This window comes from Lysobacter sp. CA196 (assembly GCF_052078695.1).
In the GTDB taxonomy this organism is placed as follows: Bacteria; Pseudomonadota; Gammaproteobacteria; order Xanthomonadales; family Xanthomonadaceae; genus Lysobacter.
Window position 1 is genome coordinate 594,078 of sequence record NZ_JBQJIN010000001.1, and the last position, 24,610, is coordinate 618,687.

The 24,610-nt window shown below is 67.1% G+C and carries 17 protein-coding genes and 3 tRNA genes; 5 read left to right on the top strand and 15 right to left on the bottom strand.

Annotated features, from left to right (window positions below; all coding sequences use genetic code 11):
• Positions 1-39: 39 nt before the first annotated feature.
• On the top strand, positions 40-615 hold the full coding sequence (yjgA, locus tag ACTOWK_RS02425; protein ID WP_441328592.1) for a ribosome biogenesis factor YjgA: 576 nt from the start codon (positions 40-42) through the stop codon (positions 613-615).
• A 136-nt stretch (positions 616-751) separates the two neighbouring features.
• Here the strand turns inward: yjgA and tldD are convergent, their stop codons facing one another.
• The 4 genes from tldD to ACTOWK_RS02445 all read right to left on the bottom strand — a co-directional run bounded on the left by tldD (position 752) and on the right by ACTOWK_RS02445 (position 8,704).
• Positions 752-2,194 carry a metalloprotease TldD gene (tldD, locus tag ACTOWK_RS02430; RefSeq protein ID WP_441328593.1) on the bottom strand — a complete coding sequence of 481 codons (1,443 nt, stop codon included), beginning with the start codon at positions 2,192-2,194 and terminating at the stop codon, positions 752-754.
• 298 nt (positions 2,195-2,492) lie between these two features.
• Entirely contained in the window at positions 2,493-6,449 is a 3,957-nt protein-coding gene (locus ACTOWK_RS02435) for a YhdP family protein (RefSeq protein ID WP_441328594.1), read from the bottom strand.
• Positions 6,450-6,566: 117 nt separating this feature from the next.
• Positions 6,567-8,054, bottom strand: a complete 1,488-nt coding sequence (gene rng, locus ACTOWK_RS02440) for a ribonuclease G (protein ID WP_441328595.1) — start codon at positions 8,052-8,054, stop codon at positions 6,567-6,569.
• Between the two features lie 80 nt (positions 8,055-8,134).
• Entirely contained in the window at positions 8,135-8,704 is a 570-nt protein-coding gene (locus ACTOWK_RS02445) for a Maf family protein (RefSeq protein WP_441328596.1), read from the bottom strand.
• Positions 8,705-8,828: 124 nt separating this feature from the next.
• Between ACTOWK_RS02445 and ACTOWK_RS02450 the strand changes: the two genes are divergently transcribed.
• The 3 genes from ACTOWK_RS02450 to ACTOWK_RS02460 all read left to right on the top strand — a co-directional run bounded on the left by ACTOWK_RS02450 (position 8,829) and on the right by ACTOWK_RS02460 (position 10,860).
• The gene (locus tag ACTOWK_RS02450; protein WP_441328597.1) at positions 8,829-9,599 is read left to right on the top strand and encodes an SIMPL domain-containing protein; all 771 of its coding nucleotides are present in this window, start codon (positions 8,829-8,831) and stop codon (positions 9,597-9,599) included.
• Between the two features lie 2 nt (positions 9,600-9,601).
• Positions 9,602-9,790, top strand: a complete 189-nt coding sequence (locus ACTOWK_RS02455) for a hypothetical protein (RefSeq protein WP_441328598.1) — start codon at positions 9,602-9,604, stop codon at positions 9,788-9,790.
• 401 nt (positions 9,791-10,191) lie between these two features.
• Positions 10,192-10,860 (top strand): energy transducer TonB, encoded by a 669-nt coding sequence (locus ACTOWK_RS02460; protein ID WP_441328599.1) that lies wholly within the window; start codon positions 10,192-10,194, stop codon positions 10,858-10,860.
• Between the two features lie 143 nt (positions 10,861-11,003).
• Here ACTOWK_RS02460 and rlmH read toward each other — a convergent pair whose 3' ends face one another.
• Positions 11,004-11,474: a 23S rRNA (pseudouridine(1915)-N(3))-methyltransferase RlmH gene (gene rlmH / locus ACTOWK_RS02465; RefSeq protein ID WP_441328600.1), complete on the bottom strand. Its 471-nt coding sequence runs from the start codon at positions 11,472-11,474 to the stop codon at positions 11,004-11,006.
• Between the two features lie 127 nt (positions 11,475-11,601).
• Between rlmH and ACTOWK_RS02470 the strand changes: the two genes are divergently transcribed.
• Positions 11,602-13,164: an alkaline phosphatase PhoX gene (locus ACTOWK_RS02470; RefSeq protein ID WP_441328601.1), complete on the top strand. Its 1,563-nt coding sequence runs from the start codon at positions 11,602-11,604 to the stop codon at positions 13,162-13,164.
• A gap of 144 nt (positions 13,165-13,308) precedes the next feature.
• Here ACTOWK_RS02470 and ACTOWK_RS02475 read toward each other — a convergent pair whose 3' ends face one another.
• The 10 genes from ACTOWK_RS02475 to ACTOWK_RS02520 all read right to left on the bottom strand — a co-directional run bounded on the left by ACTOWK_RS02475 (position 13,309) and on the right by ACTOWK_RS02520 (position 24,427).
• Positions 13,309-15,300 (bottom strand): peptidyl-prolyl cis-trans isomerase, encoded by a 1,992-nt coding sequence (locus tag ACTOWK_RS02475; protein ID WP_441328602.1) that lies wholly within the window; start codon positions 15,298-15,300, stop codon positions 13,309-13,311.
• 349 nt (positions 15,301-15,649) lie between these two features.
• Positions 15,650-15,726 (bottom strand) — tRNA-Asp (locus ACTOWK_RS02480).
• Positions 15,727-15,827: 101 nt separating this feature from the next.
• Positions 15,828-15,904: transfer RNA gene (locus tag ACTOWK_RS02485), tRNA-Asp, on the bottom strand.
• A 92-nt stretch (positions 15,905-15,996) separates the two neighbouring features.
• Positions 15,997-16,071: transfer RNA gene (locus tag ACTOWK_RS02490), tRNA-Val, on the bottom strand.
• A gap of 50 nt (positions 16,072-16,121) precedes the next feature.
• Positions 16,122-16,394 carry an HU family DNA-binding protein gene (locus tag ACTOWK_RS02495; protein ID WP_031372509.1) on the bottom strand — a complete coding sequence of 91 codons (273 nt, stop codon included), beginning with the start codon at positions 16,392-16,394 and terminating at the stop codon, positions 16,122-16,124.
• 231 nt (positions 16,395-16,625) lie between these two features.
• Entirely contained in the window at positions 16,626-19,058 is a 2,433-nt protein-coding gene (gene lon, locus ACTOWK_RS02500; RefSeq protein ID WP_441328603.1) for an endopeptidase La, read from the bottom strand.
• 595 nt (positions 19,059-19,653) lie between these two features.
• Positions 19,654-20,943, bottom strand: a complete 1,290-nt coding sequence (gene clpX / locus ACTOWK_RS02505) for an ATP-dependent Clp protease ATP-binding subunit ClpX (protein ID WP_031372507.1) — start codon at positions 20,941-20,943, stop codon at positions 19,654-19,656.
• 179 nt (positions 20,944-21,122) lie between these two features.
• Positions 21,123-21,749 (bottom strand): ATP-dependent Clp endopeptidase proteolytic subunit ClpP, encoded by a 627-nt coding sequence (clpP, locus tag ACTOWK_RS02510; RefSeq protein WP_441328604.1) that lies wholly within the window; start codon positions 21,747-21,749, stop codon positions 21,123-21,125.
• Between the two features lie 155 nt (positions 21,750-21,904).
• Positions 21,905-23,206, bottom strand: coding sequence for a trigger factor (gene tig, locus ACTOWK_RS02515; protein WP_441328605.1), 1,302 nt, complete (start codon positions 23,204-23,206; stop codon positions 21,905-21,907).
• 528 nt (positions 23,207-23,734) lie between these two features.
• On the bottom strand, positions 23,735-24,427 hold the full coding sequence (locus ACTOWK_RS02520) for a hypothetical protein (protein WP_441328606.1): 693 nt from the start codon (positions 24,425-24,427) through the stop codon (positions 23,735-23,737).
• Between the last annotated feature and the right edge of the window lie 183 nt (positions 24,428-24,610).

Here is a 24,610-nt window from a genome sequence, read left to right on the forward strand (position 1 = left end):
GAATTCAGGTCAGTTTGACGGTACGAGAGGTGTTTTGCGATGCGCGGCAGAGACGAAGAAACCGGCGAGTTCCTCAGCCCCAGCCGGAGCCAGAACCGGCGCGAGGCGCTGGAGGTGCTGGCCCTGGGCGAGAAACTGGTGTCCTTGACCGAGGCCCAGCTGTCCAAGCTGCCGGTGCCCGAGTCGCTGCTGCCGCACATCCGCGATTGCAAGCGCATCACCGCCAACATCGCCCATAAACGCCAGTTGGCGTTCCTGGCCAAGCAGATGCGGCGCGAAGACGACGAAGTGCTCGAAGCGATCCGCGATGCGCTCGACGAGGACGGCGAAGCGGCGCGGCGCGAAGTCGCAGCGATGCACCGCATCGAGAGCTGGCGCGAACGCCTGCTCGGCGAAGGCGATACGGCGCTGGCCGCATTCCTCGACGAGTACCCGCAAGCCGATCGCCAGCGTCTGCGCCAACTCGCGCGCAACACCCTGGAAGAACGCAAGCGCAACAAACCGCCACATTCGTTCCGCGAGCTGTATCGCGAACTGCGCGATGTGATCCTCGGCGCGGGCGCGGCGGCCGATGCGGCCGACGAAAACATCGACGACGGCCACCCCGACGACTGACGTTCGCCGCGGCGATTGAAGTCCGCGCCCATGGCCTGGGCCATCCGGCCCGGACTCTCTACCCGCACTGTCATCCGGCGCTCCGCGCCGCCTTCTCCCGCTTGTGGGAGAAGGCAACGATGGCTGGCCGCCGCGATCACGCGCTGGTGCCACCCACCGTCAGGCCTTCGATCAACAGCGAGGGCTGGCCGACGCCGACCGGCACGCTCTGCCCGTCTTTGCCGCACACGCCGACGCCTTCGTCGAGGGCGAGGTCGTGGCCGATCATGCGCACCTTCTGCATCGTCTCCGGGCCGTTGCCGATCAGGGTCGCGCCCTTGACCGGCGCGGTGACCTTGCCGTCTTCGATCAGATAGGCCTCGGTCGCCGAGAACACGTATTTGCCGCTGGTGATGTCGACCTGGCCGCCGCCGAAATTGACCGCGTACAGGCCCTTCTTGACCGAGCGGATCATCTCTTCCGGATCGTGCTGGCCGGCCAGCATGTAGGTGTTGGTCATGCGCGGCATCGGCAGATGAGCGAAGGATTCGCGACGGCCGTTGCCGGTCGGCGTCATGCCCATCAAGCGCGCATTGAGGGTGTCCTGCATATAGCCGACCAGGACGCCGTCCTCGATCAAGGTGGTGCAGTTGGTCGGCGTGCCTTCGTCGTCGATGTTGAGCGAACCGCGGCGGCCGTCGAGGGTGCCGTCGTCGACGATGGTCACGCCCGGCGAGGCCACGCGCTGGCCCATGCGGCCGGCGTAGGTCGAGGTGCCCTTGCGGTTGAAATCGCCTTCCAGGCCGTGACCGACCGCTTCGTGCAACAACACGCCGGGCCAGCCCGGGCCGAGCACGACCGGCATGATCCCGGCCGGCGCATCGATCGCCTCCAGGTTCACCAGCGCCTGGCGCAGCGCTTCGCGCGCGAGCCGGTCGGGCTTGTCGCCGCCGAGCAGTTCGGCGTAGCTGTAGCGGCCGCCGCCGCCGGCATAACCGCTTTCGCGGCGGCCGTTGTGTTCGACGATGATCTGCACGTTGAGCCGCACCAGCGGGCGCACGTCGGCGGCGAGCACACCGTCGCTGCGCGCCACCAGGACCGTGTCGATGCCGCCGCTGAGGCTGACGATGACCTGCTTGACCCGCGGGTCGGCCGCGCGCAGCAGTTTGTCGAGACGACGCAGCGCCTCGACCTTGGTTTCGTTGCCGATCGAGTCGATCGGGTCGATGCTCGGATACAGCGAACGCCCAGCGCCGCGCACCAAGGTCTTCGCCGATTGCGCGTGGCCGTCGCGGGCGATCGCGCGCGCCGATTTCGCCGCGGCCAGCAAGGCCTCGCCGTTGATCTCGTCGGAATAGGCGAAGCCAGTTTTTTCGCCGCTGATCGCGCGCACGCCGACGCCCTGCTCGATCGAATGCGAGCCGTCCTTGACGATGCCGTCCTCGACGCTCCAACTCTCGCGGCGCGAATGCTGGAAATACAGGTCGCCGAAATCGATGCCCGGCCCGAGCAAGGTGCCGAAGCTGCGCTCCAGACCGCCGGCATCGAGCCCGGCGGGCAACAAGAGGCGGTTTTCGGCGATCTGCAGGGGGAGAGTCATATCGGAACCATGGGGACGTGGAAGGGTCATCTTAGGCGGCGCGGCGGCGGTTTGGCGCGGTCCGCGGCCACCCGGACGAGTGTGGACGGATGCGGCGCGGGAAACCGTGCCGCAACCCCGTTGTCGAAACCGAAATGGTGGCGGCGGCGGCCGCAATCAACCGCCGCAAGCGGCTCCGGCCGGGCTTGGCCGGTTTGAGCCAAACCGATTCGCCCGCGATCGCCCTCCATGGCCCGTTCCGGCGCTGTGGGCCGCGGCCGAACCGAAGCGGAACCTGCCGCGCGAAGCGAATCGCCGTTCAGCCCGGCGGCGGCGCGACCGGCGGCGGCGGCGTCAGGCGCGTCTGTTCGCGCGTCACCACTTCGACCTTCGGCTCTTTCCACGGCCCGGTGACCCGATAAGTCTTCGAGGCCAGGCTGCCGAGCGGCTTCTGCAGCACCGCGTTCGCCGCCGCGCCGATCGCCGCGCCGACCGGACCGGCCGCCAGCGCGCCGACCGCGGTCAGCAGATTGGCCGCCTTGGGCCGCACTTCGATGGTCTGGTCGTAACTTTGCGCACGCAGATCGGCCGCGCCGCGGATCGCGATCGCCGCAGCGGGGCCGTCGATCACCAGGTTGTCGCTGCGCGCGGTGCCGTTGCCGAAGCGCACCGTGCCGTCGACCCGGTCGAAGGCGAACCCCTTCGAGAACAGGTCGCGGAAATCCAGGGTCAAGCGCCGCGGCAGCTGGGCGATGCTGAGCAGGCCGAGCACGCGGCCGGCGCCGGGCTCGATCTCGATCAGCCGGCCATTGCGCGCCTCCAGGGTCAGGCTGCCTTCGAGCGAACCGAGCGCGAACGCCGCCGGGCTGCCCGGCCAACCGGCGTCGAGCTTGGCCTTGGCCTTGCCGCCACCGATCTGGCCGGCGAAACCGAACCCGCCGAGCAGCGCACCGACGTCGCCGCTGTCGAGGGCCACGTTCAAATGGGTACGCGCGGCCGCGCCACGGCCGGTCCAGTCGCCGCTGATGTCGAGCGACTGCTTGTCGGCGCGCGTGCTCAACTGCTCGATGCGCATGCCGGCCGGGGTCGGCCGCGTGCGTATCATCGCCTTGCCGAGCGCGGCGTCGCCGACCCGCAGCTCGGTGATGTCGAGCGCGAGCGCGGGGATCTTCGCCGGATCGATGGCATTGGCCCCGCCGGGCGCCGCGTTCGCAGCGGTGGCTGCCGGCGCGTTGCCGGCAGCGGCGGCCGCGTTGTGTCCGTTCGCACTCACACTTGCGGAGGTCGACGGCGACGCGGCCGGCGTGCGCCAGTGCACGCGGGCGAAACGCCCGGCGATGGTGCCGCCCTCGCCGCCCGGGATCAGCAGTGCGCCTTCGAGCGCCGCGCCCTCGGCGCGCACCGCGGTTGCGCCGCGCGGCGCCGGCGCGACGATCACCCGTGTGTTCGGGAACGTGCCGCCGAGCAATTGCAGGTGCTGCGCGGTGACGTCGATGCGCTGCAACGGCAAGCCGTCGCCGCTGCCGCCGCCATGCGCGATCGCGATCCAGTCGATCGCTTCGAGCGTCGCGGCACGACCGGTGGCGATCAGGCCGCTGGCCGGCGGCGCTTCGTCGACCCGGTTCGCGCCGAGCACGACGCGCACACCGGTCTTGCCGGCAGCGCTGCGCGCGCGCAAGGCCAATACGTTGCCCAGACCGACCCGCACATCGCCGCTGCCGAGCGGCAACGGGGTTTCGATGGTCGCCGGCAGGCTCGCCGCGGCGGTCTTGTCGAGCGGCGGCGGCAAGCTCAGCGCAGTGCCGATCAGGTTCGACTGCAGGCGCAACAGGGTCGGCGTCGGCGCTGACACGCCGGGTCTCGGTGGCGTGCCGGCGGCATGGGCAGCCCTCGGAATCGAGATCCCGACCGTCCACAGCGAACGCCCGTCGAGATAGGACTTCAACCAGGCCAACTCGTCGGGACCACGCGCGATCAACTCATCGGCGCCGGACACCACATCGAGCCCGGCCTCGAACACGTTGCCGCGGTCGCGCACGAATTCGTCGCCGGCGCGCAGCGACAGCTTGCCCGGCGCGCCTTCGTGCATCACCGCCAGATCCTCGGCGCGGAAACCGCCTCGGCCGTATTCGGCATGGCCGCGCACTTGCTCGAAGGCGATCTTCCAGCGCGGATCGGCCAGCTTGGCGTTATCCAGGTCGACCGTGCCGGCGATGCGGGTGATGCTGTTGGGCTGCAAGGGCATCTGCATCTCGAAACCGACCCGCGCCGGGCCGCTGGCGCGCAGATTGTCGAGTGTGTCGGCGTGGTCCTTGCGCAGCGGGCTTTGCTTCAGCAGGGCCTGCAACTGCGCTGCGTCCGCCGCGGCTTCGGCCTGCACGCGCAGATGGCCGTCCTTGTAGTGATCGATACCGGCGCCGACCTTGCGCACGCCGACCCCGGCGATGCGGCCGCTGCCGTCGACGCTGAAACCGTCGGCGACGAAACGCACCTCGGCGTCCAGGCCTTCGACCGCCGGCCATTCCGGCTGGAACTTCACCACTGCACCCTCGAGATGGGCGCTGGCTTCGAACAGACCGTTGTTGCGGTTGAACGGCCAATCGTCGAGGTCGCCGGAAATCACCGCGCGCGCGTTGCTCAGGCGCCCGCCGACCAAGGCGGTGTCGAGCCAGTTGACCAACTTGGCCGACATGCGGTTGCGGATCCAGAAACCCTTGGCGACCGGCACTTGAGTAGGGTCGATGTCGGTGGCGATGTCGATCCACGGTCGCGTGCCGTCGCCTTGCCACCACAGGCCGCCGCGCGCGCTGAGACCGAAATCTTCGCCGCGCACGCGCAGTGCGGTGGTGCCCACACGCCAGCCCGCGCCTTCGCGCCAGCCGCCGACGCGGCCCTGCAGCTTGACCGTATGCGGCACGCCGAAACCGCGCGGCCAGTCGAAGCGCATCGGCGAGTTCTCGTCGAGGTCGAGGGTGAAGCCGTCCGCATCGCCCTCGAAACGACCGGCCAGGCCCTGCAGGCCGGGGGCGTCGCCGACCGCGTCGAAGCCGAGCGCTTCGATCCTCGCGCTCGCGAACATCGGGCCGTTGCGGCGGCCGTTGAGCGCGATATCGCGCAGCGACGCCCGCGGCCTGGCGGTCTCGAACCAGTGACGCAAGCGCTCCGGCAAGGCATCGCTGAGCGCGGCCACCGCGATCAGCGGGCCGGCATCGATGCGCTCGGCACGCAATGCGTATTGCTCGCCGCCGGCGATGGCGAGGCCATCGAGCTTCTGCACTTCCTCGCCGCTGCCGATGCGCAACGTGGAGGCATCGAAACGCCAACCATGATCGGTCAGGCGCCAGTGCGACAGGGTTTCCACGTGTTCGAAATCGACTCGCGCGGTCGGCGCATCCATGGCCGCCGGTGCGGCCGGCTGGGCACGCTCGGCGCGCAGGCCGACCCGATCCAGTGCGGCCGACACCGTCACCGAAGCGACGCGATGATCGCGCAATTCCGCCCAGGCCTCGGCCCGGCCCTGGCCCGACTCGACCCGGATGCCGGCGAGCTTGAGCAAGGGCGACCAGCCGGTCAGGTCGGCGCGGGTGGCACCGGCATAGGCGCGGCCGTCGCCGCGCTCGCGATCGAAATCCACCACCGCATCGAGCGGCGTCGACGGCGCCCCGGCCACGCCGACCGTCGGCCAGGCGCGCACGCCGGCGCGTACGCGCTTGCCGTCGACGCGCAGGCGCAGGTCGATCTTCGGGACTTGCGCATCGATGCCGAGCGAAGGCGCGATCACCGCGAGCCGGCCATCGATGACCTGCAGTTCGCCCAGGCCTTCCAGCGCCGACAACGGATCGCGCTGGCGCGTGTCCTGTTGGCCGGGCAGACCGCGCACCTTCCAACGGCCGTCGTCGCTGCGCTCCAGGGTCAGGTCGAGCCCCTTGAGGCGTAGTTCCGAGAACGACTGCCCCGGCAACAACCCGGCGTACACCGAGACCAGCATTTCGGCATCGCCGATGGTGAAAGCCTGGTTGCCTTCGCCGATGCGCAAACCGTCCAGGCGCAGCAAGGGCCCGCGCCGCGTCCATTGCGTCTCGACTTTATCGAATGCGACCGGCCGCCCGGCGCGCTGACTCAACCAGGCCGCGACGCGGTCGGGATGGCTTTCGGCCAAGGGCAAGACCTGGCTCGCCGCCCCCAACAGCACCGCCACGAGCACGAGCACGACTGCGACGCCATAGAAGGCGCCACGACGGGCCATGCGCAAGCGGCGGCGCAGGGGGGTGGGCATCAGGCACGCGCTCCGCGTCCCGCGGGGACTCGGGACTCGGGACTCGGGACTCGTACAGCGGAGACGTTCGGCCCGGGTTTGCGAGTCCCGAGTCCCGAACCCCGAGTCCCGACCATCTCAGAGCAGTACCACATCGAACTGCTCCTGCGCGTACTGGTCCTCGGCCTGGAAGCGGATCGACTTGCCGAGGAATTCCTCCAGCTCGGCCACCGCCGCGGATTCTTCGTCGGTGATGCGCGCAACCACTTTCGGCGAGGCGATCACCAGCAGACGCGCGGCGTCGAACTGGCGCACCTGGCGGACGATCTCGCGGAAGATCTCGTAGGTCACCGTTTCCGGTGTCTTCAAGGTGCCGCGGCCACCGCATTCGTGGCAGGCTTCGCTGAGTTGGCGCTCCAGGCTCTCGGTGGTGCGCTTGCGCGTCATCTCCACCAGGCCCAGCGGCGAGAATTCGTAGACCGTGGTCTTGGCGTGATCGCGGGTCAGCGCCTTTTCCAGTTGGCGCAACACCTGGCGGCGGTGCTCCTGGTCGGTCATGTCGATGAAGTCGATGATGATGATGCCGCCCAGGTTGCGCAGCCGCAGTTGCCGGGCGACCGACTGCGCCGCCTCGAGGTTGGTCCGGTAAACGGTCTCCTCGAGGTTGCGTTGACCGAGGAACGAGCCGGTGTTGACGTCGATGGTCGTCATCGCCTCGGTCTGGTCGATGACCAGGTAGCCGCCGGACTTCAGCGGCACTTCCTTGTCGAGCGCGCGCTGTATCTCGTCCTCGACTCCGTACAGGTCGAAGATCGGCCGCGCGCCGGTGTAGTGTTCGATCTTCTCGGCCAGCCCCGGCATGTACTGCGCGGCGAAGCTGCGCAAGCGCTCGCAGGTCTCGCGCGAGTCGACCTTGACCTTCTCGACGTCGCGGCGAATCAGATCGCGCACCGCGCGCAGCGGCAGGCTCAGGTCTTCGTAGACGCGTTCGCCGACTTTCGAGCTCTGCGATTTCTCGGCGATCAGAGCCCAGGCCCGGCTCAGGTAACCGATGTCCTCGGCCAGGGCTTCCTCGGGCTGGCTCTCGGCGTTGGTGCGGACGATGTAACCGTGGTTGTCGCCGGCCGGAGCCAGGGTGGTGACCAGCGACTTCAGCCGCGCGCGTTCGCCCTCGTCCTCGATCCGCGCCGACACCCCGACCACGCGCGTGCGCGGCAGCAGCACCAGATAACGCGAGGGAATGCTGAGCTGGGTGGTCAGGCGCGCGCCCTTGCTGCCGATCGGGTCCTTGACCACCTGGACGATGATTTCCTGGCCTTCGCGCAGCAGTTCGGCGATCGGCCGGGTCGGGGTCGGCGGCAGCGGCGCTTCGTCGCCCTCGCCTTCGCCGACCGGGTTGTGCTTGACGATGTCGGCCGCGTGCAGGAACGCCGCACGCTCCAGGCCGATCTCGACGAACGCCGCCTGCATGCCCGGCATCACCCGCTGCACCTTGCCCTTGTAGATGTTGCCGACCACGCCGCGGCGCCAGCCGCGCTCGATGTGCAGCTCCTGCAGCATGCCGTTCTCGACGACGGCGACGCGGGTTTCGCGCGGAGTGACGTTGACCAGGATTTCTTCAGTCATGAGGCAGGGTAGGTCCCAAGTCAGGCGAACGTCGGATGGAAAGAACGCAGTGCAGCGCGGTCGAACGTAAGCGCAGCGGCCTAGCCGCCGACGCCGAACTCCCGCAGCAGCCGCGCCGTCTCGTGCAGCGGCAACCCCATCACCCCCGAATAACTGCCGGCCAAGTGCTGCACGAAGACCTCGGCGCCGCCCTGGATCGCATAAGCGCCGGCCTTGCCCTCGGGTTCGCCGCTGGCGACGTAGCGCGCGATCGTCGCCTCGTCGAGCTCGGCGAAGCTGACCTGCGAGATCGACAGCGCCTGCGCCTCACGCGAGCGCGAGACCACCGAAACGGCCGAAATCACCTGGTGAGTGCGCCCGGACAGCTTGCGCAGCATGGCCGCGGCATCGTCGGCGTCGCGCGGCTTGCCGAACACCTCGTCGTCGAGCACGACTTCGGTGTCGGACCCCAGCACCAGCGCGGTCGGATTGCCCAGCACCTGCAGCAAGCCGGCGCCGGCCTTCTCCCGGGCGACGCGGCGCACGTAGTCCAGTGCCGGTTCGTTGGGTTGGCGGTGTTCGGGCACGTCGAGATCGAGTACGCCGAATTCCAGGCCGAGGCGGGTCAGCAATTCGCGTCGCCGCGGCGACTTGGAGGCAAGATAGAGCATACGGAAAGCATAACCCGCGCTGACTGAGCGCCAGCCGACGACGAGCCTCGCAAACCCCGTAACGAATCACGGTTCGTTCACCAGTTCAGCAAGACCCTAGCCCTCGTCCTTCAAGGAGCACCACATGACCCGGTCGTCGCCACAGTCTTCCACCCGCTTTTCGTTGCGCCCGCTGGCGCTCGCCGCTTTCCTCGCTTTCGGAGCCGCCACCGCCATGACCGCCCAAGCCCAGACCGCGCCCGCCTACGTCGCCAGCGACGGCACCCTGCTGTCGGTGTCGGCCCAGGCCGAGGCGCGCCGCACGCCGAACATCGCCACTTTGTCGACCGGCGTGGTCACCCAGGCCGCCGACGCCAATGCCGCGATGCGCGCCAACGCCGAGCAGATGAGCAAGGTCGTGGCCGCGATCAAGGCCGCCGGCATCGCCGACCGCGATGTCCAGACCGGCGGGGTCAACCTCAATCCGCAATACCGCTACGCCGAGAACCAGCCGCCGGCCATCACCGGCTACCAGGCCAACAACAACGTCAACATCGTCGTGCGCGACCTGTCCAAGCTCGGCAAGATCCTCGACGCCTTGGTCGCCACCGGCGCCAATCAGATCAACGGCCCCAGCTTCGACATCGACGACAAGGAAAAGGACGTCGCCTACGACGAAGCCCGCCGCAGCGCCATCGAGAAGGCCCAGGCCCGCGCCGAGATGTACGCCAAGACCCTGGGCATGAAGGTCCGCCGCATCGTCAGCGTCAGCGAGGGCGCGCGCTTCGGACCGCCGATGCCGATGCCGATGATGGCCATGGGCCGGATGGAGAAGGCCTCGGCCGACACGCCGATCGCGCCGGGCGAGAACGCCTTGTCGATGACCCTCGACGTCGTCTTCGAGCTGGGCAAGTAAGCATGGCCGGCCCGACCAAGACCACGCCGCCGGCGCCGGATCCGAAGCCGGGCCGCAATCCAGGCTATCCGGAACCGCAGCCGCGCGACCCCGACGACGCGCGCCAGCCGCACCCGCGCAAACCGCCGAACCCCGACGAGGGCGGGCTGGAACGCAAACCCGAGAGCGGCCCGGACCCGACTGATCGCTGAGCCGCCCTTACTGAGCCACCCCAGAAGGCCCGCGCGAGCGGGCCTTCTGTTTGCGCGACAACCGTCGCCGCGATGGCCGCTCGGCAAGTGGCCAAGCGCATGCCTGCCATGGCGACGTTGCCGTCCATTCAGCATTCCCCGCTCCCCGGCGGCCTGCGGGCCGTCGCCGCGAACCACGCGCCGAAGCGAAAAAATCCGGCGATTTCTCAAGCGACGCCCTCGCCTTCAGGCCTCGCCGGTCGCGCTCGGTCGCGCCGCAGACCGACCAAAGTCGCAAACGAGAAGCGCTTGCATCCGCAAATCGGCCGGCGCATTTTTGTGACGCAACATCGCTAAAGCTCAACCCCGCCGGCGGTATCCGAACGTTGTCAGTGATGTCAGACAAGCCAAGGAGGTAGCTCATGGTTCGCGCGATTCCCTCTCACTCCCACACGCCATTGGACGGCACCCGCATCGCCGCCAACGCCGGCGCCATCGCCTTCAACGCGGCGATGCTGATGTTGATGCTGGTCCCGCTGAGCGCGCCGCGTTTGCTGGTGCAACCCGAAGAATTGATCATCCCGGACTTCCTTCCCAGACAGAGAGTGATCGTCGAACCGCCCCCGCCGCCGCCGAAACTGGTCGAGGTCGTCCAGAGGCCACGGCAGCAACCCATCGTCCAGCCGCAAGTCCAACCAGTCGAAGCCCCGCCGGTCGTAGTCGACAACCCCGACCCGCAGCCGCTCGACTTCGCCGGCGCCGAGACCATCGCCCGGGCCACGCCGCAGATCGATCTGGGGCCGCAGATCCTCACCGGTGCCACCCTGCAGAGCCTGAAAAACCCGCCGCCGAGCTATCCGCCGCAAGCGGTGCGCGAAGGCCTGACCGGTGTCGTCGAGCTGGAGATCCTGGTCGGCATCGACGGCAAGCCGATCGACGTCAGCATCGTGCGCAGCAGCGGCCATCGCCTGCTCGACCAGGCCGCGCGCAAGGTCGTGCTGAGCCGCTGGACCTTCCAGCCGGCGATGAGCAACGGCCAACCGGTGCAGGCGCGCGGCCGCGTGCCGATCGAGTTCAAGCTGGATCAATAATTCCCAACGACGCGTCGAACCGAAGCCCGGGCCGCCAGCCCGGGCTTTTTCTTGGGACGAGAGCTGTCGAAAGCGATCCCTGGCCGCAGATCTGCCGACGGGCAGATACATCGAGGCTCAAGGACCAGCGATCGATCCACCGCTCAAGCGCGGTGATAAGGGTGGTTCGCCAGCAACGCGGCGGCCCGGTACAACTGCTCGGCGGCGACCAACCGCACCAGCATATGCGGCAAGGTCAGCGGCCCCAGCGACCATTGTTCGTCGGCGCGCGCCAGCACTTCGGGCGCATGGCCTTCCGGGCCGCCGATCAGGAACGCCAGGTCGCGGCCCTGGCCGCGCCAATGCTCCAGGCGTTGCGCCAGCTGCTCCGAGGTCCACAGGCGGCCGCGCCCCTCCAACGCGACCACGCAGGCGTTCTTCGGCAGCGCGGCGATCACCCGCGCGCCTTCGTCCTGGGTCGCACGCACGGCGTCGCGGCCCTTGCCGCGCAAGCCCGGTTCGATTTCGACCAGCTCCAGCGGCAGCCAATGCGAAAGACGTTTCTGGTACTCGCCGAAGCCTTCCGCGACCCAGCGCGGCGCTCGCTCGCCGACGGCGATCAGTCTGCTTTTCATGCGCGCATGGTAGCCAAGCGCGCGCGGTGCCGCCGACTTCGACGCGGCATTGTCATATTCCGGTTACCGCGCCGGCCTAGCGTGCAGGGTTCCCCCGCCCCACCCCAGCCCCGCAGGAGTTTCTACGATGGATGCTTTCGATCCCTCCCGCCGCCAGGTCATCAAGAGCAGCGCCGCCGCCATGGCTATCGGCGCGATGGGCAGCCTGAGCGCGTTGTACACGCGCCAGGCCGCCGCTGCGACCGATCCGACCCGGCTTTCCCCGGTACCGAGCCGCTACGGCGCGCTGGCGCCGGTCGCCGACCTCAGCACCGGCCTGCCCTTGCTGCAATTGCCGCGCGGCTTCAGCTATCGCTCATTCGCCTGGAGCGGCGACCGCATGGACGACGGCCAGGTCTGCCCGGACCGCCACGACGGCATGGCCGTGGTCGCCACCCGTCGCGGCGCGCAGCATCCGCACGGCCGCGGCCACGGCCGCAGCGAACTGATCCTGATCCGCAATCACGAACGCGGCGCCGGCAGCACCCCGATCCGCGCCCCCGGCATGTACGACACCGGCACGGTCAGCGGCGGCCAGCCCGGCGGCGGCACCACCACCCTGCGCTACCGCTCCGGCGAAGGCCGTCACGGCGACGAATGGCGCGGCGTCGAGCCGAGCCTCGGCGGCACCCTGGTCAATTGCGCCGGCGGCCCGACCCCCTGGGGCACTTGGCTGAGCTGCGAGGAGATCAAGAGCAACGCGGTCTCCAGCAGCGGCCACAAGCATGGCTACGTATTCGAAGTCGACCCGCGCAGCGAACGCACCAGCGGCCGCCCGATCGTTGAGATGGGCCGCTTCAGCCACGAGGCGGTGGCGATCGATCCGCGCACCGGCATCGTTTATCTGACCGAAGACGACCGCAACAAGTCCGGCTTCTATCGCTTCATTCCGAACCGCCGCGCCGGCTGCCACGGCTCGCTCGAACACGGCGGCCGCCTGCAGGCCGCGCGCGTGCGCGGCAAGCCCAATGCCGACCTCACCGCGGTCGCCATCGGCGCCGAGTACCAACTCGAATGGGTCGACATCCCGGATCCGGATCTGGACTCGATCGCCGCCCCGAACGGCTTCCCCGACATCGGCGCCGGCGACACCCTCAGCGGCCCGTTCGCCCAGGCCTGGAGCGAAGGCGGCCTGCGCATGAGCCGCGGCGAAGGCATCTGGTACAGCTACGGCAAGCTGTTCATCGTCGACACCAGCAACGGCACCGACGCCCAGGGCCGCAAGGGCCGCGGCAACGGCGCGGTGTGGGTGCTGGACCTGTTCACCCAGCGCATGCGCGCGTTGTTCGTCAGCAGCCATCAACTCGCCGCGCACAACCCCGACAACATCACCGTCAACGCGCGCGGCGGCGTGGTGCTGTGCGAAGACCCGGATGCGGCGCCGGCCGGCAGCCCCGACGAGTACGGCCCCGGCACGCGTCTGGTCGGCCTGACCCGCGGCGGCGAATCGTTCTATCTGTGCAAGAACAACGCCGAGTTGACCTCGACCCAGATCGCCAACGCCGGCAAGCACGTCGCCGAAGGCGATTATCGCGATAGCGAATTCTGCGGCGCCTGCTGGGACCCGGCCGCGCGCACCTTGTTCGTCAACATGCAGTCGCCGGGCATCACCTTCGCGATCACCGGCCCCTGGGAACGCGGGCCGCTGTGATCGTGAGCTGACCCGGTCCCATGCGCATCGCGGCGCCATGCATCGGCGCCGCGATCGCGCGGCATCGCGGCGTCGAACATCGAATCGATCAGGCAAAAAAAGGCCCGGCAATGCCGGGCCTTCTTATCTGCGCGTCGGTAACGATCAGCGCAGGTTTTCTTCGATCACCTTGATCTGCACGCGCTTGCGCAACGCCTTGGTCAGTTCGCGGCTTTCTTCGTAACCGCCCATCTGCGAGATCTGGGTGCGCAGCATGTCCAACTGGGCGGCCGGGATTTCCGACTTGCTGCCCGGCTTGACCTTATTGACCGCGAACAAGACCACGCGGCCGTCGGCAAGCGCGGACTTGCCGGCCGCGACCTTGCCTTCGGCCGGCGCCTTGAGGGCGAAGATCGCCTCGCTGACTTCCGGGGTCGGCAGCGGCATGCCGCGGGCGACGTCCGGGATGGTTTCCGGCGCGGTCAGTTGTTTGGACGCAGCGACCGCGGCGATCGCTTCGCCGCCGTTGATGCGCGCGACCAGCGCGTCGGCTTCCTTCTGCGCGGTCTTGATGCCGCGATCGGTACGCACCGCGGCGATCACCTTGTCGCGGACCTGGGCCAGCGGCAGCGCACGTTCCGGCGTGTGCGAGACGACGCGGATCAGCACGCTGTGCTCCTGGCCGACGTCGATCGGGTCGCTGACCGTGTTGTCCTGCAGGCGCGCGTCCGAGAACGCGGCGCGGATCACCGCCGGATTCGCGCCGATGCCGCTGTTGCCGGCGGCATCGCGGGTGACCGGGCCGATCTTCTGCACCGGCAGGTTCATCGCCTTGGCCGGACCGTCGAGCGAGGTCGGGTTCTTGTAGACCAGGTCGACCAGCTTGGCCGAGAAGTCGTTGAAGTTGCGCTCGCGGCTGGCTTCGGTCTCTTCGCGCAGCAGCGCGTCGCGGACCAGTGCGAACGGCTGCTGATCGCCGCTCTTGACCTCGCGCACCACGATCACGTGCCAACCGCTGTCGTCCTTCACCGGCGCACTGATCTCGCCGACCTTGAGCTTGAACGCGGCGTCTTCGAACGCGCCCGGGATGTCGCCCTTGCTGACCCAGCCCAATTCGCCGCCCGCGGCCTTGGAACCGAGGTCGTCGCTGTTGGCGCGGGCGATCGCGGCGAAGTCGGCGCCGGCGGCCTTGGCCTGGGTCGCGATCTGCGCGGCCTTCTGCTCGGCGGCCTTCTGCGCGGCGGCATCGGCGCCGGAGGCGAGGTTGACCTGGATGTGCGAGATCAGACGCTGTTCCTGAGCGATGAAGCGGTTCTTCTCGGCTTCGTAGCGGTCCTGCAGCGCCTTCTCGGTCGGCAGCGGCGGCGGCGGCAAAGTCGCGCCGTTGATCTCGACGTACTCGAGGTTGACGCTCTCGGGCGCGCGGAAATCCTTGGCGTGGCCGTCGTACCACTTCTGGATGTCGGCGGCGCTGACCTCGGCGGTGTCCGGGGTCGGCGCCGGCAGCATCACCAGGCTGACGTCGCGGCGTTCGCCCATCAGCTTGATCAGGCGATCGGTTTCGGCGTGGGTGAGGAAGTTGCTCTGGCCGATGCCGCCGGTCAGCAGCGTTTCCATCAGCCGGTCGCGCACGAACTGCTCGAACTCGGTCGGCGTCTGCGCCGGCTGGCGCATCTGCAGGCCGAGCAGGTAGCGCTCCTGGTTGAACTTGCCGGTGCTGTCCTGGAATTCCGGAACCGCCTGGATGGTCTTGATGACCAGCGCATCGCTGACCGCCAGGCCGTCGACTTCGGCGGCGAGCATGCGCACGCGCTCGTCGATCAGGGTTTCCAGCACGGCGCGCTTGCTGTCGGGCTTCTCGAACTCGCGCGCATCGAAGGTCTCGCCTTCGGCGGCGCGGCGGCGATCGCGTTCTTGCTGGAAGCGCGCGGCGAATTCCTGCGCCTCGATCGACTCGTGCTTCCACAGCATCGAGGCCGGCCACCACGACGGCGCCGAGCGCCACCACGACGGGGCCATGTCGATCCGCGCGACCGAGCTGTCGACGCGCTGCACGAGGTATTGCTCGATGCCGACGAAGGCGAAGGGAATGATCAGCAAGCCGAGGATCACGGTGGCGATCCAGCCCGAGGTCTTGTCGCGAAGTGTCTGCAGCATGTCCGAGTCGCGTTCAGTCGTAAGCCGGACAGTTTAGCGCGGTTCCGGGCCCCAGGCGGACGGGGCGACGACAGTCCCATTCCGGGGCGGCCCGGCCGGGGGTCGGCGGACCGCGCCGAGGGGGGCGGACGGGTCGGGCCGGAGGCGGCGGCGCGAAAGACGGCATCGGAGCCAGCGGAATACGCGAGCGGCCTGGCGCAAGCCGGCGGCGGCGGCCGGCCGTGGGCGGCGACATGGCGGCTCGGCCCGGCCGCGATCCGCGCCCACAACGCCCGCAACGCCCGCATGAGCGCGGACGTAAAAGCGCCGGGCATAAAAAAAGGCGCCGTTTCCGGCGCCTTTGCAAAACTGGCGGAGTGGACGGGACTCGAACCCGCGACCTCCGGCGTGACAGGCCAGCATTCTAACCGACTGAACTACCACTCCGCGTTTTGAAACTTCCGCATCCGCCGCGCCGCGATCGCGCAAAAACGAATGCTCTCACTTATATAAAACAAAGGCGCCGTTCCCGGCGCCTTTGGCAAAACTGGCGGAGTGGACGGGACTCGAACCCGCGACCTCCGGCGTGACAGGCCAGCATTCTAACCGACTGAACTACCACTCCGCGTTTTGAACTCTTTCAACCGAATCCTGACTCGTGTGTCTTGCCTGACTTCATCTTTCGGACGAACGTCTTGGCAGAAAGACCAGCAAGCCTGGTGGGTGCTGAGGGTTTCGAACCCCCGACCCTCTCCGTGTAAAGGAGACGCTCTACCGCTGAGCTAAGCACCCGAGTGCCCGGATTCTGCTTGACGATGCCCCAGGCACCGCCGGCGAGCTGCTTAGTTTACAGCATCCTTCAGCGCCTTGCCAGCCTTGAAGGAAGGATTCTTCGACGCTGCGATCTTGATCGTTTCGCCGGTCTTCGGATTGCGACCCTGGCGGGCGGCGCGCGCGCGCACCTGGAAGGTACCGAAGCCAACGAGCGTAACAGTGTCGCCCTTCTTGAGCGCCTTGGTGACGACGTCGATCAATGCATCGACGGCGGCGGTAGCGTCGGTCTTCGACAGCTCGGCGGTTTCGGCAACTGCCCCTACGAGATCGGCCTTGTTCATTATTTTCTTGACTCCTGTGCGGATTGGACCGCGTGTTCTGAGAATCGGATCAACGCCGTGCAGGCGTACGTCCCGATCAAGCGTGCCGCGCTGCAGAAGTGAGATTTCCTGCAGCGCGGTTGCGGTCGTTATACCAGCGGCATTTTGGGGGCGCAAGCGTGAAAGCTAGCAGCGACGCGGCTTTCAGCGCTTTTTTCAGGTTTCCGACCGACGGCCCACCGACAGTGCGACTTAATGCTTGACGTCGGGCTGCGAAGTCGTCTTGCCAGCGTCGCGCACCGCCAGCTCGCCCTCGCCGGAGGCCGGCTTCGGTGTGATAGGACGTTCGAGCGCGAGGTCGAGCACCTCGTCGATCCAGCGCGCCGGCACGATCTTGAGGCCCTGCATCACGCTCTTGGGCAGATCGGAGAGATCCTTGCGGTTCTCCTCCGGAATGATCACCGTGCGGATGCCGCCGCGCAGCGCCGCCAGCAGTTTTTCCTTGAGCCCGCCGATCGGCAGCACGCGTCCGCGCAAGGTGATTTCGCCAGTCATCGCGACGTCGGCCTTGACCGCGTTCTTGGTCAACATCGACACCAACGCGGTGGCGATGCCGATGCCCGCGCTCGGGCCGTCCTTCGGCGTCGCGCCTTCGGGCACGTGCACGTGCACGTCGTGCTTCTGCAGGAACTCCACATCGATGCCGAGCCGTTCGGCGCGCGCGCGCACCACCGACAAGGCCGCCGATGCGGACTCCTTCATGACGTCGCCGAGCTGGCCGGTCAGGATCAACTGGCCCTTGCCCGGCACCAGGGTGGCTTCGACCTGCAACAGGTCGCCGCCGACTTCGGTCCAGGCCAGGCCGGTGACCAGGCCGATCTCGTTCTGTTCCTCGGCGCGGCCGAAATCGAAACGCCGCACGCCCAGGTACTTCTCGAGATTCTTCGAGCCGATGCTCATCGCACCGTCCTTGCCCTTCTTGAGCTTCGGGCCGGCCAGGGCGATTTCCTTGACCACCTTGCGGCAGATCTTGGAGATCTCGCGCTCGAGGTTGCGCACGCCGGACTCGCGCGTGTAGTAACGCACGATGTCGCGCACCGCCGATTCGGCGATCTTGATTTCCTCGACCTTCAAACCATTGGCCTTGATCTGCTTGGGCAGCAGATAGCGCATGGCGATGTTGAGCTTCTCTTCCTCGGTGTAACCCGGGATCCGGATCACTTCCATGCGGTCCAGTAGCGGGCCGGGAATATTGAGCGAGTTGGAGGTCGCCACGAACATCACTTCGCTGAGGTCGAGGTCGACTTCGAGGTAGTGATCGTTGAAGGAATTGTTCTGTTCCGGATCGAGCACTTCCAGCAACGCCGAAGACGGATCGCCGCGGAAGTCCATCGACATCTTGTCGATTTCGTCGAGCACGAACAGCGGGTTCTTGCTGCCGACCTTGTTGAGGTTCTGGACGATGCGGCCCGGCATCGAACCGACGTAGGTACGGCGGTGGCCGCGGATCTCGGCCTCGTCGCGCACGCCGCCTAGCGACATGCGCACGAACTTGCGGTTGGTCGCCTTGGCGATGCTCTGCCCCAACGAGGTCTTGCCCACGCCGGGCGGACCGACCAGGCACAGGATCGCGCCCTTCATGTTCTTCACCCGCGTCTGCACGGCGAGGTATTCGAGGATGCGCTCCTTGACCTTCTCCAGGCCGAAGTGGTCGGCGTCGAGCACGTCCTGCGCGGCCTTGAGGTCCTTGCGGATCTTGCTGCGCTTCTTCCACGGCACGCCGAGCAGCCAATCGAGATAATTGCGCACGACCGCGGCCTCGGCCGACATCGGCGACATCTGCTTGAGCTTGTTGAGCTCGGCCTTGGCCTTGGTTTCCACCGGCTTGGGCATGCCGGCTTCGGCGATCTTGCGCGCGAGCTCGTCGACGTCGTTGGGCGCATCGTCGATTTCGCCGAGCTCCTTCTGGATCGCCTTCATCTGCTCGTTGAGGTAGTACTCGCGCTGGCTCTTCTCCATCTGCGACTTGACCCGGCCGCGGATGCGCTTTTCCAGCTGCTGCACGTCGATTTCGCCGTCGACCAGGCCGACCAGCTGTTCCAGGCGCGCGCCGATGGCATGGGTTTCGAGCAGCTTCTGCTTGTCGCCGATGCGCACGCCCAGGTGCGCGGCGACGGTGTCGGCGAGACGGCCGGGCTCGTCGATGCCGGCCAGGGTCTGCATCAACTCCGGCGGCAGCTTGCGGTTGGTCTTGACGTACTGCTCGAACAAGCCCATCAGCGAACGCGCGATCGCCTCGACTTCGCGTTCTTCGCGGTCGATCACCGGCTCGACCACGTCGGCCTGGCCGGACAGCGCGCCGTCGCGTTCGAGTACATCGCCGACCTTGACCCGCGACACGCCCTCGACCAGGACCTTGATGGTCCCGTCGGGCAGCTTGAGCAATTGCAGCACCTGCGCGAGCGTGCCGATCTCGTACAGGTCATCGGCGACCGGATCGTCGGTCTCGGCGGACTTCTGCGCGACCAGCAGGATGCGCTTGTCGGATTCCATCGCCTGATCGAGGGCGCGGATCGATTTGTCGCGGCCTACGAACAGCGGGATCACCATGTGCGGGAACACGACCACGTCGCGCAGCGGCAGCACCGGCAGTTGCAGGATTTCGTGTTCGGTACGGTCGGACATGCGGACTCCAGAGGTATGCGTTAGGCAGCCACTACGGCGGCCACGCCCGATTTATGGGGTTGGCGCCCGAACGATGCAAGCACGACATTGGTCCCAACGCCGCCAGCATGCGCCAAACCCTTGCCGATCAAGACATTGAGGCGAATACGGTACTCAATGTTCCAGCCAAGTGTTCAGTATCACAAGCGACTGACATTTGAATGGCACAGGTGCACGGAACCGCTCGGCGCAGTCCGAACCCATGATTGCCCCAACCGGCCCTCCCCGGCCGCAACGATGCGGCGTCTTACCCGATCAGACGCCGCCCACGGTCCGGATCGGACAGGCGGGGCTCGGGAGCGGCTCCAGGCCTGCCGGGAGCGCTCCGATGCACTCGGGCCCGCGCCAAGCGAAGACAGGCCTGCAGCGCCCGCAGGGCTCTGATGCCAGGCGCAGGAGCAGCAGCGGGATGCGGGGGGGGGGCCGGAGCGTTGCGCCGACGGATCGCAAAGCGACCGGTCCAGGAATGCGAATCGCGACGAGCGCGCCGCCGCTCAGGCCGGCCGTTGCCGATCCCGGATAGCAAACGCCCCGGCTGGGCCGGGGCGTTCGGGGTTCACTCGGCCGCGGCGACCTTCGGCTGCGCCGGCGGCGTCTGATAAATCAGATACGGCTCGGACTTGTGCTCGATCACCGACTCGTCGACGACCACCTTGCTGACGTTCTCCAGCGAGGGCAGCTCGTACATCGTGTCCAGCAGGACCGATTCGACGATGGTGCGCAGACCGCGCGCGCCGGTCTTGCGCTTGAGCGCGCGACGGGCGATCGCCGCGAGCGCGTCGGGACGGAATTCGAGCTCGACGCTCTCCATCTCGAACAGCTTGCGGAACTGCTTGGTGATCGCGTTCTTCGGCTCGGTGAGGATCGAGATCAGCGCCGCTTCGTCGAGCTCCTCGAGCGTGGCGACCACCGGCAGGCGGCCGACGAACTCGGGGATCAGGCCGAACTTGATCAGGTCTTCCGGCTCGACCTCGGCCAGGATGCGGCCGATGTCGATCTTGCGCTCGCTGCTCTTGACCTTGGCGCCGAAACCGATGCCGCCGGCCTCGGTGCTGCGCTGCTGGATGATCTTGTCCAGACCGGCGAACGCGCCGCCGACCACGAACAGGATGTTGCGCGTGTCGACCTGCAGGAATTCCTGCTGCGGATGCTTGCGCCCGCCTTGCGGCGGCACGCTGGCGATGGTGCCTTCGATCAGCTTCAGCAGCGCCTGTTGCACGCCTTCGCCGGAGACGTCGCGGGTGATCGACGGGTTGTCGCTCTTGCGCGAAATCTTGTCGATTTCGTCGATGTAGACGATGCCCTGCTGGGCCTTCTCGACGTCGTAGTCGCACTTCTGCAGCAGCTTCTGGATGATGTTCTCGACGTCTTCGCCCACGTAACCGGCTTCGGTCAGCGTGGTCGCGTCGGCGATCGTGAACGGCACGTTGAGCAGGCGCGCCAGCGTTTCGGCCAGCAGCGTCTTGCCCGAACCGGTCGGGCCGACCAGCAGGATGTTCGACTTCGACAGTTCGACGTCGTCGTTCTTCTGCCGGCTCTCGATGCGCTTGTAATGGTTGTATACGGCCACCGCCAGGGTGCGCTTGGCGCGCTGCTGGCCGATCACGTATTGGTCGAGCACTTCGAGAATCTCGCGCGGCTTCGGCAGATGGCTGCGGGCCGACTGCGCCTTCTCCTCGAGCTCCTCGCGGATGATGTCGTTGCACAGCTCGACGCATTCATCGCAGATGAAGACGCTCGGGCCCGCAATCAGCTTGCGGACCTCATGCTGGCTTTTACCGCAGAACGAGCAATACAGGATCTTGTTGCTGTCGCCCGTGCTGCGTCCTTGTCGATCGTCGGTCATGCTTTGGCCCGTTGGTGCTCAGTCGTACTCATATTCCCGAACAGCCATCTCGGCAAGCGCCTGAATGGCCGGTTCGGCTATCGCAGCCCGAGAATAACACACCCCTCGGCCCCGCCCTGCGGACGGGACTGATGGCGGTTGCCCAGTGCGATCAAGGGTTTGCGCGCCGGGACGAACGGTCAGGCGGCCTGGACCGAGTCGTCCGGACGGCGCTCGAGGACCTGGTCGATCAGGCCGTATTCGCGCGCGGCTTCGGCGCTCTTGAAGTTGTCGCGCTCGGTATCGCGCGCGATCGTCTCCAGCGCCTGGCCGGTGTGCTTGGACAGGATCTCGTTGAGGCGCTGACGCAGGGTCAGGATCTCGCGGGCGTGGATGTCGATATCGGTCGCCTGACCCTGGTAGCCGCCGAGCGGCTGGTGGATCATCACGCGCGAGTTCGGCAGGGCGTAACGCTTGCCCTTGGCGCCCGCGGCGAGCAGCAGTGCGCCCATGCTGGCGGCCTGGCCGACGCAGATCGTGCTCACGTCCGGCTTGATGTACTGCATGGTGTCGTAGATCGCCATGCCGGCGGTGACCACGCCACCGGGCGAGTTGATGTAGAGGCTGATGTCCTTTTCGGGATTCTCGGCTTCCAGGAACAGCATCTGGGCCACGATCACGTTGGCGACATGGTCGTCGACGCCGCCGACGAGGAAGATCACGCGCTCTTTGAGCAGGCGCGAATAAATGTCGTAGGCGCGTTCGCCGCGGCTGGTCTGCTCGACCACCATCGGCACCAGATTCAATGCTTTGGTTCGGTTGTCCATTTCAACGGCACCTATTGGCTGACGTGGAGTGCGCTTGTAATGCAAGCGCGGTCCGGCCAACTTGGGGCCGGCCGGACCGCAGCGCAAGAGGCGCGATTGCCAAAAGCGGCATTGCCGCCTGGCACGCCCGATCGGGAAAGCTCGAAAGCGTCCGATCAGGCCGGGCGAATCGCTTCGCTGAACGACAGCGGCTGCTCGGTGTGCTGGGCGCGCTCGGCGATCCAGTCGATCACCTGCTCTTCCATCACCCGGTTCTGCAGGCCGGCCATCAGCTGCTGGTCGTTGCGGTACAGGTCGATCACCTGCTGCGGCTCCTCGTAGGTCGAGGCGATCAGGCGCAGGGTCTCGTTGACGCGCTTGGGCTCCAGGCGCAGTTCGTGGCGGCGGGCGATCTCGCCGACCAGCAGGCCGACCAGCACGCGCTTGCGCGCAGCGTCCATGTAGTTCAGATGCGCATCGGCCGGGGCTTCGATCTGGCGGCCCTGGCGACGGGCCTGCTCGACGGTCTGCCAGACCATGTCGCGGGCTTCGTTCTCGACCAGCTTCGGCGGCATTTCGACCGACTCGTAGGCGGCGATCAGCTGCTCGCCGACTTCGCGGCGCAGGCGAGTCATCAGCGCGCCCTTGAGCTCGCGCTCCAGGTTGGTGCGGATGTCGCCGCGGAACTGCTCGGCATCGCCGCTCTTCACGCCGAAGCTCTTGATGAACTCGGCGTCGACGTCCGGCAGGACCGGCTCGGAGACGTGGTTCAGCTTCAGGTGCACGCTGGCCTTCTGGCCGGCGAGCTGCGGGGCGCGCCATTCGGCCGGAAATTCGACTTCGGCGACGGTTTCCTCGCCGGCCTTGAGGCCGATCAGGGCGTCCTCGAGCGGCTTGAACATGGATTCCGAACCGATCACGGTGCTGCCGTGCTCGGCGCCTTCGGCCGGCAGACGCTCTTCGCCGACCTGGGTCCAGGTCTCCAGCTCGACCACGTCGCCCTGCTGGGCGGCGCGATGGACCGACTTCAGGGTGCGGCGCTGCAGGCGCAGGTTTTCGATCATCGCGTCGATGTCGGCGTCGGCGACTTCGGCGACGTGACGCACGATGTTGAGCTTGGCCACGTCGATGTCGCCGAAGTCCGGCACGACTTCGAAGGTCGCCACGTAGGACAGCGTCTCGCCGCTTTCGTTGGCCGGCTCGATGCGCGGGTTACCGGCGATCTGCAGCTTTTCCTCGCGGATGGCGTTGCCGAAGCTCTCGCGCAGCATGCCGTCGAGGATTTCGGCCCGCACCTGCGCGCCGAAACGCTGCTCGATGACCTTGGTCGGCACCTTGCCGGGGCGGAAGCCCTTGATCTTGGCGCCGCGCGCGATTTCGCGCAGGCGGCCGCCGACCTGGTTTTCCAGGTTCTCGGCCGGGAGGCTGAAGGTCAGTCGGCGTTCGAGCGAGCCCAGCGATTCGAGCGAAACTTGCATATCCACTCCTGCGACCACGGCACTCGCCGCAGCACGATGTTGATGATCTTGTCCGGCCGCCGTTATCGACGAGACCCTCGCCGGCCAGCGGAACTTGTTAGTTTGGCGGATTACGGGCCGGCCTGCCAGCGTCGCACGCCCGAAAGGCCGTCTGGACGGGGTCGAAAAGCCGAAAACGGCGGTTTTCGCGACTTGGGTCGCAGCCGGAGCGGCTTGGGGGGCTGGTGCGGGCTGCCGCGGGGCCGGGTTCGACGGTGGCCGGACAGGCTGGCGAACCGCGCGGACGACCCGATCGAACCGCCCAAGAGCTTGAGCCGGAGCCCGGCCATAGGTTTCGGCCATTGGCGCAGTCGCGGCTGGCTGCCAGCCCCACTACGTGGTGCGAAAGGCGGGACTCGAACCCGCACGGGGGGTACCCGCTGAAACCTAAACCCGACCACTCTTGTAATAAATTAGTGACTTATAGAACCAGGTGGCCGGTGAGGTGACACATCAGGTGCCCTGGTGACATTTAAGTAAGTGACACGCCTACCCATCAGCACTCCCGTCGGGATCGGTGATCCATCGACTGGTCTTGATGAAACGTACGAAGCCTTGAAGTGTCGGGTGGAAGACCCCTGCGTGGAAGAAACCGGTCACCGTACCCACGGACTTATGGAGCTTTGTACGGGATTGGTCTGACACACAACTGAAGTGGCGCCACTTCGTCTCATCAGCCTGCGCGACAAAAGCAAGCAACTTGGCCGGAGCATCGGACCTGGGCGGCAATACCGGAAGTGACGCCGAAACCTCGTCAAGCGCCATCTCCGCCGCTATTAGCGCGTTGGAGACTAAGAACCCCACCTCGAACACCAAACCGTGCCGCGTTCTAATGCCGTAAACCCGCCGGGCCGCCATGCGGACGCGCTGAAGCCGCTCCTCCATTTCGGGAATACGGCTCCCCACGTAGTACGCGTCGAATTCGTACTCATCCCACGAGCGGTCGCCCAATAGGTCAGCATGGAGCTTGATTAGGCGATCGGAAAAGATCTCAAGATCCAGGAGATCTTCAACCGCATCCTCTACGAACCTATTCAGCTCGGCCGCGGCGCTTAGACCCAGCTCGGTGCGCTTTTGGCGTCGCCATGTCTGGATGGAGAAAGCGTAGGCGGCAAGAATCGCCATAGCTGCGACCAACACCTCCCCGGGTAGCGTTCCTGCCCATGCCAGCAGTTCTGACATGCCCCACGGCTCAGTCCCAGTTAACCGTGGCGCGGCCAGGTAGAGCCCGACACTGAGCGCCAAAATCCCGAAGAGACGTGCTGTTAACCACCACATAAGGGCAGCGGAACCGACAAGGGCAACCTGCCCCCATCGCCACACCCATCGCCGCAACCAATCCATTGGATTCGCCCTGTACGCAAT